This window comes from Microbacterium sp. EST19A (assembly GCF_019969685.1).
Classification (GTDB): domain Bacteria; phylum Actinomycetota; class Actinomycetes; order Actinomycetales; family Microbacteriaceae; genus Microbacterium.
Genome location: NZ_JAHXYZ010000002.1, coordinates 307,180 through 318,943, shown reverse-complemented (window position 1 = coordinate 318,943; position 11,764 = coordinate 307,180). Strand labels below are relative to the sequence as shown.

General features: G+C 67.8%; 13 protein-coding genes and 1 other RNA gene. 8 read left to right on the top strand and 6 right to left on the bottom strand.

Annotation, left to right across the window (positions count from 1 at the left end; translation table 11 throughout):
• The first annotated feature begins 54 nt into the window (after nucleotides 1-54).
• From recA to dapF, 6 genes are all read left to right on the top strand, one after another.
• The gene (gene recA / locus LC452_RS11580; protein ID WP_223625338.1) at nucleotides 55-1,110 is read left to right on the top strand and encodes a recombinase RecA; all 1,056 of its coding nucleotides are present in this window, start codon (nucleotides 55-57) and stop codon (nucleotides 1,108-1,110) included.
• Between the two features lie 92 nt (nucleotides 1,111-1,202).
• Nucleotides 1,203-2,024, top strand: coding sequence for a regulatory protein RecX (locus LC452_RS11575; RefSeq protein ID WP_223625336.1), 822 nt, complete (start codon nucleotides 1,203-1,205; stop codon nucleotides 2,022-2,024).
• Between the two features lie 47 nt (nucleotides 2,025-2,071).
• Nucleotides 2,072-3,619, top strand: coding sequence for a tRNA (N6-isopentenyl adenosine(37)-C2)-methylthiotransferase MiaB (gene miaB / locus LC452_RS11570; protein ID WP_223625333.1), 1,548 nt, complete (start codon nucleotides 2,072-2,074; stop codon nucleotides 3,617-3,619).
• The gene (gene miaA / locus LC452_RS11565; protein ID WP_223625330.1) at nucleotides 3,616-4,530 is read left to right on the top strand and encodes a tRNA (adenosine(37)-N6)-dimethylallyltransferase MiaA; all 915 of its coding nucleotides are present in this window, start codon (nucleotides 3,616-3,618) and stop codon (nucleotides 4,528-4,530) included. The genes miaB and miaA overlap by 4 nt, the downstream gene beginning before the upstream one ends.
• A 44-nt stretch (nucleotides 4,531-4,574) precedes the next feature.
• Nucleotides 4,575-5,102, top strand: coding sequence for a dihydrofolate reductase family protein (locus tag LC452_RS11560; RefSeq protein ID WP_223625327.1), 528 nt, complete (start codon nucleotides 4,575-4,577; stop codon nucleotides 5,100-5,102).
• Between the two features lie 44 nt (nucleotides 5,103-5,146).
• Nucleotides 5,147-6,019: a diaminopimelate epimerase gene (gene dapF / locus LC452_RS11555; RefSeq protein WP_223625325.1), complete on the top strand. Its 873-nt coding sequence runs from the start codon at nucleotides 5,147-5,149 to the stop codon at nucleotides 6,017-6,019.
• A gap of 18 nt (nucleotides 6,020-6,037) precedes the next feature.
• On the opposite strand, the gene LC452_RS11550 is transcribed toward dapF, so the two are convergent.
• Nucleotides 6,038-6,679 (bottom strand): class I SAM-dependent methyltransferase, encoded by a 642-nt coding sequence (locus LC452_RS11550; protein WP_223625321.1) that lies wholly within the window; start codon nucleotides 6,677-6,679, stop codon nucleotides 6,038-6,040.
• Between the two features lie 67 nt (nucleotides 6,680-6,746).
• Between LC452_RS11550 and hflX the strand changes: the two genes are divergently transcribed.
• The gene (gene hflX / locus LC452_RS11545) at nucleotides 6,747-8,258 is read left to right on the top strand and encodes a GTPase HflX (RefSeq protein ID WP_223625317.1); all 1,512 of its coding nucleotides are present in this window, start codon (nucleotides 6,747-6,749) and stop codon (nucleotides 8,256-8,258) included.
• A gap of 6 nt (nucleotides 8,259-8,264) precedes the next feature.
• Here the strand turns inward: hflX and LC452_RS11540 are convergent, their stop codons facing one another.
• Complete coding sequence (locus LC452_RS11540; RefSeq protein ID WP_223625315.1) at nucleotides 8,265-8,927, bottom strand: SIMPL domain-containing protein; 663 nt, start codon at nucleotides 8,925-8,927, stop codon at nucleotides 8,265-8,267.
• Between the two features lie 139 nt (nucleotides 8,928-9,066).
• On the opposite strand from LC452_RS11540, the gene ssrA reads away from it, so the two are divergent.
• Nucleotides 9,067-9,436, top strand: a transfer-messenger RNA (tmRNA) gene (gene ssrA / locus LC452_RS11535).
• A gap of 86 nt (nucleotides 9,437-9,522) precedes the next feature.
• On the opposite strand, the gene LC452_RS11530 is transcribed toward ssrA, so the two are convergent.
• The 4 genes from LC452_RS11530 to LC452_RS22080 are packed head-to-tail and all read right to left on the bottom strand — an operon-like array spanning nucleotide 9,523 to nucleotide 11,744.
• A complete protein-coding gene (locus tag LC452_RS11530) occupies nucleotides 9,523-9,843 on the bottom strand; it encodes a hypothetical protein (RefSeq protein WP_223625312.1) in 321 nt (106 codons plus the stop codon).
• 32 nt (nucleotides 9,844-9,875) lie between these two features.
• The gene (locus LC452_RS11525) at nucleotides 9,876-10,172 is read right to left on the bottom strand and encodes a hypothetical protein (protein WP_223625309.1); all 297 of its coding nucleotides are present in this window, start codon (nucleotides 10,170-10,172) and stop codon (nucleotides 9,876-9,878) included.
• 9 nt (nucleotides 10,173-10,181) lie between these two features.
• Nucleotides 10,182-10,718 carry a GNAT family N-acetyltransferase gene (locus tag LC452_RS11520; RefSeq protein ID WP_223625306.1) on the bottom strand — a complete coding sequence of 179 codons (537 nt, stop codon included), beginning with the start codon at nucleotides 10,716-10,718 and terminating at the stop codon, nucleotides 10,182-10,184.
• A gap of 39 nt (nucleotides 10,719-10,757) precedes the next feature.
• Complete coding sequence (locus tag LC452_RS22080; RefSeq protein ID WP_223625302.1) at nucleotides 10,758-11,744, bottom strand: diacylglycerol kinase family protein; 987 nt, start codon at nucleotides 11,742-11,744, stop codon at nucleotides 10,758-10,760.
• Nucleotides 11,745-11,764 lie beyond the last annotated feature (20 nt).

Here is an 11,764-nt window from a genome sequence, read left to right as displayed (position 1 = left end):
CGGGAGCGCCGCGGCAGCCTACAGGCGGCACCACGCGAGCAGAAGGAGCAGACCATGCCATCACCCGCCGACCGCGAGAAGTCCCTCGAGACAGCACTCGCCCAGATCGACCGCCAGTTCGGCAAAGGCTCGGTCATGCGCCTGGGCAGCGACGATCGCGCCCCCGTGGCCGTCATCCCGACCGGTTCCATCGCTCTCGACGTCGCTCTCGGCGTCGGAGGCCTTCCGCGTGGTCGCATCGTAGAGATCTACGGGCCGGAATCCTCCGGTAAGACGACGCTCACGCTGCACGCGATCGCGAATGCCCAGCGCGCCGGCGGTATCGCCGCGTTCATCGACGCCGAGCACGCGCTCGACCCCGACTACGCGGCCAAGCTCGGCGTCGACATCGACGCGCTCCTCGTATCTCAGCCCGACACGGGTGAGCAGGCTCTCGAGATCGCCGACATGCTCGTGCGCTCCGGTGCCATCGACCTCATCGTCATCGACTCGGTGGCCGCACTCGTGCCTCGTGCCGAGATCGAGGGCGAGATGGGCGACTCCCACGTCGGTCTGCAGGCACGACTGATGTCGCAGGCGCTGCGAAAGCTCACCGGTGGTCTGAACCAGACCAACACGACGATGATCTTCATCAACCAGCTGCGTGAGAAGATCGGCGTCTTCTTCGGCTCTCCGGAGACCACCGCCGGTGGTAAGGCCCTGAAGTTCTACGCATCGGTGCGACTCGACATCCGTCGAATCGAGACGCTGAAAGACGGCACCGACGCGGTCGGAAACCGCACCAGGGTCAAGGTCGTCAAGAACAAGATGGCCCCGCCCTTCAAGCAGGCCGAGTTCGACATCCTCTACGGTGTCGGCATCTCCCGCGAAGGCAGCCTGATCGACTTCGGCGTCGAGCACGGCATCGTGAAGAAGTCCGGCTCCTGGTACACCTACGACGGCGACCAGCTGGGGCAGGGCAAGGAGAACGCCCGCACCTTCCTGCTGAACAACGCCGACGTCGCTCTCGCGATCGAGACGCAGATCAAGCAGAAGCTCGGTATCGGTGGGCACGTGGCTCCCGAGGCTCCCGTGGCTGCTGACGAGCTCGCCGAGCGTCGTCCGGCCTGATGAGTGACACACGTGGGGGCGATTCCGAGCGGATCGCCCCCATCATCCCTCTCTTCGGCAGGAAGACGCCCGGTCCTGAGAAGGTGCCCTCGGTGAAGCCTTCTGCTGCCGAATCCGCCGACGCCGAAAAGGTCGTGCCTCGCCGTACCGGCGATTCCGGGCTGTGGCGCTCGACGTGGGACGGTGCGCCCGAGCCGACGCCGATCGGCGACGACCGAGAGGTCGGAACCCCGAGCGATCGCCACCCGGCCCGAGGCGCGGCCGCGAGGGCAGCGGCCGAAGAGTCACCGGCGGAGAAGTCCGCGGGGGAGAGGTCACTGGCGGAGAAGTCCGCGCCGAGGCTTCGCGCCCTGCGCGAGCTCAACGCCGCATTGGACGGCGAGGATCCCGCGTCGGGTCCGTCTCCTGACGAGATCCGCTCCACAGCAGAAGAGTCTCTCCTTCGTAAGCTGCGCGCCAAGTCGCTGTCGATCTCCGAGGCTCGGCTGGTCCTGAGAGGGCATGGACTCCCGGCGGATCAGATCGACGACGTGATCGACGACTTCAGCCGCCGGCACTATCTCGACGACGCGGTCCTCGCCGGTCTGCTCGTCTCGTCCGGCGTGGAGCGCAGGGGGCAGGGACGCGTCGCGCTGTCCCGTGCCCTGTCTCAGCGGGGCCTTCCGCGCGACGTCATCGACGCTGCGCTCGACGAACTCCCCGACGACGATGCCGAGCGGGCTCTGGACTTCGCGCGGACGAAGGCGCGATCGATGGGCCGTCTCGACAACGACACGGCACTTCGTCGCCTCATCGGACAACTGGCGCGCCGCGGATACAACGGTTCCGTCGCGATGAACGCCGCGAAGACGGCTCTGCGCGAGGTGTCGTCGGGCGGGTCCTCGTCGGGCGTGCGGTTCGTGGATTCCGACTGAGGCGACTCGCTCCGAGGCCCGTGATCCGCTCGTACAATGGGATGATCATGACTATCCCGCGGAGCGAACCGACGATCATCAGCGCGTCGTCGGCGGCCATCGATGTCGACGGCCGACAGCGATCATACGAAGTGCGCACCTTCGGGTGTCAGATGAACGTCCACGATTCCGAGAGGCTCTCCGGTTCGCTGGAAAGTGCCGGTTACGTGCGGGCGGGCGAAGGCACTGAGGCCGACGTCGTGATCATCAACACCTGTGCGGTCCGCGACAACGCCGCAGGAAAGCTCTACGGCACGCTCGGCCACCTCGCCTCCGTGAAGCGCCGAAAGGACGGCATGCAGATCGCCGTCGGCGGATGCCTCGCGCAGATGGACAAGCAGGCCGTCCTCGACAAGGCTCCTTGGGTCGACGTGGTGTTCGGCACGCACAACATGGGCTCCCTCCCCGGTCTGCTCGAGCGCGCCCGGCACAACGGCGATGCAGAGCTGGAGATCCTCGAGTCGCTCGAGGTCTTCCCGTCGACACTGCCGACGAAGCGGGACTCCGCGCACAGCGGCTGGGTGTCGATCTCGGTCGGCTGCAACAACACCTGCACGTTCTGCATCGTCCCGAGCCTGCGCGGCAAGGAGAAGGACCGCCGCCCCGGCGACATCCTGAACGAGATCCGCCTGCTCGTCGACGACGGCGCGATCGAGGTCACCCTGCTCGGACAGAACGTGAACTCCTACGGCGTCGAGTTCGGTGACCGCCAGGCGTTCGGCAAACTCCTCCGGGCGGCCGGCGAGATCGACGGTCTCGAGCGCATCCGCTTCACCAGTCCGCACCCTGCCGCCTTCACCGACGACGTCATCGACGCCATGGCCGAGACCCCCAGCGTGATGCCCCAGCTGCACATGCCGCTGCAGTCCGGCAGCGACCGCATCCTCAAGGCGATGCGACGGTCGTACCGCAGCGAACGGTTCCTCGGCATCCTCGACCGGGTGCGTGAGCGCATCCCGCACGCCGCGATCACGACCGACATCATCGTCGGATTCCCGGGCGAGACCGAGGAAGACTTCGAAGACACGATGCGCGTCGTCGAGCAGGCCCGCTTCTCCGGTGCCTTCACCTTCCAGTACTCCATCCGCGAGGGCACGCCTGCCGCCACGATGGAGGACCAGGTGCCGAAGGAGATCGTCCAGGCGCGGTACAACCGCCTGATCGCCCTCCAGGAGCGCATCTCGCTCGAAGAGAATCAGAAGCAGATCGGGCGCGAGATCGAAGTGCTCGTCTCGACGGGCGAGGGCAAGAAAGACGCGGAGACGCACCGTCTCACCGGTCGCGGCGAAGACAACCGCCTCGTCCACTTCGAGGTGACGCCCGGTTCCGACCTTCCGCGGCCGGGAGACGTCGTCACCGTGACCGTCACCCACGCGGCTCCCTTCCACCTGCTCGCCGACGACCCCACGGGCGCACCGCTGCGCATCCGTCGCACACGCGGCGGCGACGCCTGGGATCGCGCCCAGTCCGAGTCGTGCGCGGTGCCGGCACCGGCGTCAGACGGCGGGCCGCGTGCCGTCTCGCTCGGACTGCCGACCCTGCGCGTCGGCGTGTGACCGCCGGGCCACGACTCTGGGCCATCGTCGGCGCGACCGGCACCGGTAAGAGCGACCTCGCTCTCGACCTCGCTGAAGCCCTGCGCGCGCAGGGTAATCCTGCGGAGATCGTCAATGCCGATGCCATGCAGCTGTACCGCGGCATGGACATCGGCACCGCGAAGCTCCCCGTCGCCGAACGCAGGGGCATCCCGCATCATCTCTTCGATGTGCGCGAGGTCGATCAGGAGGCCGCGGTCGCCTGGTATCAGCCGCTGGCGCGCACGTCCATCGCGGCCATCCACGAGCGCGGTGGCGACGCGATCCTGGTCGGCGGCTCCGGTCTCTACGTGTCGAGCGTCGTGTACGAGTTCCACTTCCCGCCCCGTGATCCGGCGATCCGCGAGCGCCTCGAGCGCGAGCTGGAGTCCGACGGCCTCGACGCCCTCCTCGCGCGTCTCCGGACTCTTGATCCGGAGACCGCGGCCCGGGTCGATCCCCGCAACGGTCGCCGTGTGATCCGCGCCCTGGAGGTGCTGGAGCAGGGGAACGAGACCCATGGCGCCGTGCTTCCCGAGCACCCGGTTCTCTGGCATCCGCGCACCCGCATGATCGGTCTGCGCGTCGACCGCGCGGACCTGGTCGAGCGGCTCGATGCACGCGTCGATCGGATGTGGGAGGCAGGGCTCGTCCGTGAGGTCGCCGACCTCCGCGACCGGGGTCTCGAACGCGGCGCCACCGCGAGCCGCGCGATCGGCTACTCGCAGGCGCTGGAACAGCTCGACGGCCGTCTGTCCGAGGGTGAGGCGATCGGCGAGACGCAGGCGCTCACGCGCCGGTATGCCCGGCGCCAGGTCTCCTGGTTCAAGCGCTACCGCGAGGTCGAATGGCAGGACGCGCCCGTCGGCGCGGGGGAGATCCTCGACGCCTGAACCCCCACCGCCCGATGTCGGTGGCCGCTGGCATGCTGTCGGGCATGACGACACACTTCTTCACGGCGTCCAGTCTCGACGGGTTCATCGCGACGGCAGATCATTCCCTCGACTGGTTGCTGAAGCAGGACATCGACCCTGATGGCCCGATGGCGTATCAGGGGTTCGAGAAGACAATTGGTGCGCTGGCGATGGGGGCATCCACCTACGAATGGGTGATGCAGCACGAGGAGGGCCGCTGGGGGTACGCGCAACCGGCCTGGGTCTTCACGCATCGCGAGCTCGAGATCCCGGACGGGGCCGACATCCGTCTCACTCAGGGCGATATCGCGGGCGTGCACGCCGAGATGGTCGAGGCAGCGGGCGATAAGGATCTCTGGGTCATCGGCGGGGGAGACCTCGCCGGCCAGTTCGCCGACGCGGGGCTGCTCGACGAGGTGTGGGTGCAGTACGCACCCGTGACGCTCGGCTCCGGCGCTCCGCTGCTGCCGCGCGCGCTCGATCTCGAGCTGCTCGAGGTCGCCCGCAACCGCAACTTCCTGTGCGGGCGCTACCGGGTGCTGCGCGGCTGATCCACGCGTTCCGGCACGCCTTTCGCAATCCCTAGACTGGGCTCATGGTCGCATTCACCAAGGGACACGGCACGGGCAATGACTTCATCATCATCGCCGACCCTGACGGGGAGCTCGATCTGACGGTCGAGCAGGTCGCCGTGCTCTGCGACCGGCACTTCGGCATCGGAGCCGACGGCATCCTGCGTGTGGTGCGGTCATCGGCCCTCCCCGAGGGGGCGGCGGCTCTCGCCGAAGAACCCGACGCCGAATGGTTCATGGACTATCGCAACGCCGACGGCTCGATCGCCGAGATGTGCGGCAACGGCATCCGGGTCTTCGCCCACTTCCTCGTCCGCGCCGGATTCGCGACCATCGAACAGGGCTCGACGCTGCCGATCGGCACGAGGGCCGGCGTTCGCGACGTGACGCGGAGCGCAACGGGATACCAGGTCGATCTGGGACTCTGGAAGCTCTCCGGCGACGACCCCCTCGTGCGCGTCGACGGGCTGCCCGTCACACGCCCGGGCCTGGGGATCGACGTCGGCAACCCCCACGTGGTCGTCGCTCTGGCGTCGGAGGCCGAGCTCGCATCCGTCGAACTGCACCGCGCGCCGGATCTCGACCCCGTGCTGCCCGCCGGTGCGAACATCGAGTTCGTCGTTCCGGGTGAGCCGCTGGTGCGTGACGGCATCGGCCACGTGAGCATGCGCGTCCATGAGCGCGGAGTCGGCGAGACGCTCAGCTGCGGCACCGGGATCGCTGCGACCGCCCTCGCGGTGCGGTACTGGGCGGGCGAGCAGGCGCCGAACAACTGGCAGGTCGAAGTACCCGGCGGCACGCTGAGTGTGCGCATGTTCCCGGCGGAAGACGGTGAACACGTCGGACTGGCCGGTCCCGCGCAGCTCGTGTACCAGGGCGAGGTCGACCTCCTCTGAGCGACGTGCGCGCCGGGCTCAGCTGACGACGATCGGCTCCGTCGCAGGCGTGCCGTGCTTGCGCACCTTGAGGATGCGGTAGCCCTTGCCGGTCGCCGTGCGGAAGACGCTGTAGCCCGGGTGGAACGTCGCCCCGATCCAGCGCTGCAGAGAATCCGCACCCAGGTTCCGCTGCACCACGAGCCAGGCGTCGCTGCGGTCGTCCAGTCGGGGTATCCAGCGTTCGAGCAGTCCGTGCAACTCGTTCTTGCCGACGCGGATCGGGGGATTGGATCGGATCGTGCGGAACGTGACGTCGTCGGGAACATCGCCGGGCAGCGATGCGTTGACATTGGTGAGACCGAGCGCTGCAGCATTGCGGCGCACGAGATCGAGGGCTCGCTCGTTCACATCGACGGCCCACACGGTCGCGTGCGGCGCGGCGATGGCCATCGACAGGGTGATCGGACCCCAGCCGCTCCCGAGGTCCAGCAGATTGCCGCCCGGAGGGACCGGGGGCATGTTGGCGAGGAGCACTGCGGTGCCGGCATCCAGCCGATCCGGGCTGAAGACGCCACCTGCGGTGGTGACATCCAGCTCACGGCCTGCGAGCGACACACGGATCGATCGCAGATTCTCGGGGCTTGCCGGGGCCGCAGTGAAGTAGTGTTCAGACCCCATACGGTGAGCGTACCGGACACCCCGGGCTAAGGTTAAGGCTCGCAACGAAAGCAGAGATCAGGAACGGATGACGGAGACCACCACACACTCCACCGATGACGAGGCGCTCGACCGCGTGCTCGCGAACGCAGAGAAGCGCTCCGAGGTGCGCGTCTTCGGCGCCGCACAGGCGCTGCAGAGCGACTCGACCGCTGCGCACTCGACCACGGACGGCAACCAGTGGGATCTCGAGGATCGCCATGCGCTGCGTCGCGTCGGCGGCCTGTCGACCGAGCTCGAAGACGTCACCGAGGTCGAGTACCGCCAGCTCCGGCTGGAGAACGTCGTGCTCGTGGGCGTCTACCCCCAGGGTGCACAGGAGGATGCGGAGAACTCGCTGCGCGAGCTCGCCGCCCTCGCGGAGACCGCCGGTGCCGTCGTGCTCGACGGTGTACTGCAGCGTCGCCCGCACCCGGATGCCGCCACCTATCTCGGCCGCGGCAAGGCGCAGGAGCTGAAGGACATCGTCGCGGCCGTCGGCGCTGACACCGTGATCGCCGACACCGAGCTCGCACCGAGCCAGCGGCGTGCTCTGGAAGACGTGGTCAAGGTCAAGGTCATCGACCGCACCACCGTCATCCTCGACATCTTCAGCCAGCATGCCAAGAGCCGAGAGGGCAAGGCCCAGGTCGAGCTCGCGCAGCTGGAGTACCTGCTTCCCCGCCTCCGCGGCTGGGGCGACTCGATGAGCCGTCAGGCCGGTGGACAGGTCGGAGCCGGAGGCGCCGGAATGGGTTCCCGTGGTCCGGGTGAGACGAAGATCGAGCTCGATCGTCGTCGCATCCGCACGAAGATGGCCCTGCTGCGTCGGCAGATCCGTGATTTCGGTCCGGCTCGCGAGGCCAAGCGTGCGGAGCGCAAGCGCAACACCATCCCTTCCGTGGCGATCGCGGGGTACACGAACGCCGGCAAGTCCAGCCTGCTGAACGCGCTCACGAGCGCGGGCGTGCTCGTCGAGAACGCGCTCTTCGCGACCCTGGACGCCACTGTGCGCCGTTCGGAGACCGAGGACGGTCGTGTCTACACGATCACCGACACCGTGGGCTTCGTGCGCAACCTGCCGCATCAGCTGGTCGAGGCGTTCCGCTCGACGCTGGAGGAGGTGGGTCAGGCTGACGTCGTCCTGCACGTCGTCGACGGATCGCACCCTGATCCTGCCGGTCAGCTCCAGACGGTGCGCGATGTGATGGGCGATGTCGGCGTGCGCGACCTGCCGGAGATCGTGGTCTTCAACAAGGCCGACCTCATCGGCGACGACGAGCGGATGGTGCTCCGCGGCCTGCAGCCGCACGCCCATTTCGTGTCGTCACGGTCGGGCGAAGGCATCGCCGAGCTCCGCACAGCCATCGAGGAAGCGCTGCCGAAGCCGGCGGTCGAGGTGCACGCGGTTGTCCCGTATGACCGCGGCGACCTGATCGCGGCGATCCACGAGACCGGGATGCTGCTGTCGGTGGAGCACCGGGAGGACGGCACTGCCGTGCACGCCCGGGTCTCCGAGCGTCTCGCTGCCGACCTGGCGCCGTTTGCTCAGACCGTCTGAGTCCGCTCAGCTGGCCAGGAACCGCGCCTCGACGGTCGCGGAGATCACGATGTCCTCGGGTTCGTACTCCATAGCCGGTCCCGAGTCCGCACTGAATGCGGCTCCGCGTGCCTTCATCATGGGGGCGGCCGGAGACGGCTGACCGCTCGAGATCAGGCCGACATCGGCGATCTCGAGCGGGGTGACCTCGCTGCGTCCGAGTGCGTGGGCGTAGGTCTCGGCGCGGGTGACGGCGACGCCGACCGCCTGCGCGGCGACCTCGCGCTCGATGCGCGCGCTGGTCTCCGGGGTCAGGTGCCAGTTCACCCAGCCCACCTCGACGCCGTCCCAAGGGGAGATGTCCGACACCCAGATGGAGAGCTCGGATGCCTCGACGAAGGTCGCGGTGAAGTCGATGCTCGCGTAGTACACGGGTGCGAGGCGTTTGCCCTCGTTGTTCCACGGGCGCTCCGCGCGCACGGAGAGGCGCTTGCTCGTCCAGTCGACGACGCCCCCGGCATCCGCTCGTTGCGTGATGCTGGTGCGCACCGGCTCGGCGAGCGTCATGACGTGGTCGACGACGGAGGTGCGCTCGGGGCCTTCCGCTCGTACGCTGACGCTGATGGTGGCGCGCTCCGGCGCGACCCGCGCCTCGTGCTCGCCGCGGACGGTGACCGTGACTTCGCTCATGGGGCGACTCTACGCCAGCCGCCGGGGTGGCACGGAATGGCGCAGACTCTTGCGACGTTGTAGTCTGAGATGCTCGGGTGTTCGTCACCCGGGTGAAAATTCCACAGTGCGACAGCGGCTCCTTCGAGAGAAGGACTACGGGGCTGATCGGTTTCGACAGCGCCTGTATATCCACGAGAAGCGGGCCGAGGATGCAGAGTTATCTCGTAAACGCTCTCTGCAAAAAAATAGTTGCCGAAACCAAGCGCAACGACTTCGCCCTCGCTGCATAAGCGAGCCCGATAGTCCGTCAGACCGTGTGTGATTCCGACACGGACCCTGGCGTCATCTAGGAATCTTGCTGTGTGACGGCGTCTGGACGTCACGCGGGACTCTTCCCAGGCTGGGCTCGTCGACTTAGGTGTCTGTGACAAAGGTCGGAGCCGAGCAGAACGTCTTTACAGACTGCGCCCGGAGAAGGCGTGGATTTTCAGCGTTGGACGGGGGTTCGATTCCCCCCAGCTCCACCCAGCCGTTGTCGCAAGCAAAGAGGCCCGCCGCCCTGGTGTTCACGGGGAGGCGGGCCTTTTTGCGCGGGCAGCTCATCGTGCGAGGGTCATCGCGGGAGGGCGAACAGCCCGATGGTGATCAGGATGGCGGCGATCGCGATCGCGAGCACGAGGAAGCCGGGCAGAGAGTTCCTGATCGGTGGCCGTCCGACTGCCGCTGGAATGCCGAGCTGCTCGCGGATCGAATCAGCCTCTGCCTCGAGTTCTTCCGACCGACTCTGGAACGACAACGGCGGACCGTTGGGGAATCGGATGCCGTCAGCAGCGAGTTCGGCCAGTTCACCCCGCACCACCTCGAGCCGACTTTCGAGCGCTCGACGCTGAGCCTCGAGGAGCTCATCAGGGCCAGTGCCGTCGGGGTAGGTCACGATGACCAACGTACAGCCGGGCGCGAAACCGGTCAGCGCTGGAGACCCGCGCCGCGACCGTGAGACCTCTCGAACGTCCGGGTGTCACGTCGCACCTGCACCCACGCCACCGACCCGTAGACAGCCAGGGCGGCGGAGCCGACGAGCAACACCCAGCTCAAGATGTCTCGGCCATCTCCTGTAGGCGTGCTCGCTGCGATTCTCACGACGTGAGAAACGGAAAGCACCGACCAGCCGATCAGCATGATGAGCGCGAAGACCTGACGACGCTGCAGTGCGAGGCGTTGCTGAATCAGCGAGGGAACGGTCTCAGGGGCGGGCTCGCTCATGGGCTGAGCCTAGTCGGGAGGGTTCGGCGCAGAGCCGGTATCGGGGGAGCCGAGGTCGAGCGCCCACTCGTTCATCTCGAGATTCTGCTCGCGGAAGACCCCGCTCATGGTGCCGACGTGGGAGAAGCCCGCGCGGCGGCAGACGGCGTTGGACCCCGGATTGTCGACGCCGGGAAACGCGACCAGCAGATGGCGTCCGTGTTCGTCCGCGATCCGGCGCGCTTCGTCGATCACGAGCGTGAGCGCTCGCGCAGCGATGCCGTGGCCTTGCGCTTCGGGCAGCACGAACCACCCGGTCTCCCACACCTCCTGCTCTCGCCAGCGCACCTTCCAGTACCCGATCGACCCGACGGCGACGCCATCGAGCAGGATCACGAACATCCGTGTCTCGCCCTCCGTCCGGTATGTCAGGTAGCGGGCCTGGCGGTCTTCGACCTGCTCGACGGTCTCGGGCCCGTTGAGGTGGGCCGTCATCTCGGGGGAGTTCGCCCGATGCAGAAGCGGCAGGTCGTCGCTCTGCCAGAGGCGAAGGGCAAGGGTCTCCATCGCCCCAGCGTCGCACGGGCCACCGACACTCCGCTGCGCTCAGGGGCGCGCTGACTGCTCCGGCAAGCGCATGACGAGTCCGTGATAGTCGACGGTGATCGTCGCCGCCGACACGGCGCCCACGGCGTCGCCGTCGAACTGCATGACCTGAGGCTCGGCCAGTCGAATGCTCAGCTTCGAGGCCTGCGCCCAGCGGATGGAGCGGAGACGAGGCGAGACCTGCGTGATCCGTCGTCCGAATCGCGTGTGGCGCAGCATCCGGTTGAAGGCGATGCGCATCCCGATCACCCACCAGCCGGGGCCTCGACCGGGACGGAGGATGACGGCATCGAGGAGGCCGTCATCGATGACGGCGTCGGGGAGCAGGAGCAGACCTGCGGGAAGGTATCCGGAGTTTCCGACGATGACCGTATGCGCACGGGTCTTCCGCTCCGACGCGTCGTCGAGGCGATACGTCAGGTCGAACTGCTTGTTGCCGATCACGCTGCGCGCGATCGGGTCGACGTACGCGAGCCAGCCGATGCGCTTCTTCATCGGCTTGCTGACGTTCGCGGCCATCTGCGCGTCGACGCCGATGCCCGCCATCACGAGGAACGTGTGCCGGGTCAGGCTCCCGTCCTCGCGCTCCACCTCCGCGAGACCCACGTCGATCGAGCGATCGGCGCCGACGAAAGCGATCGAGACCGCTCCCGTGAGGTCGTTCATCGGCAGCCGCAGCTCCCGCGCGAAGTTGTTCGCGGTGCCCACCGGGATCAGGGCCAACGGGACGCTCGTTCCCCGCAGCTTCTCCGCCGCCTCTCGCAGCGTGCCGTCGCCGCCGGCGACGAGCACGACGTCCGGCTCTGCGGCGAGAGCCGCGTCGACGGCAGCGCGGCCATCGTCTTCTGCGGAGGTCGGGAACCATGAGGTGGGCAGCCAGTCCGAGCGTGCCTCCTCGGACGCGACGACCGCCCGGAACCGCTCGATGTCGACCTTCGCGGGGTTGACGACGACCGCGGCGCGTGGTCGGTCGGCGGGGAGGCTCACCCGCTCATCCTAAGCAGTCC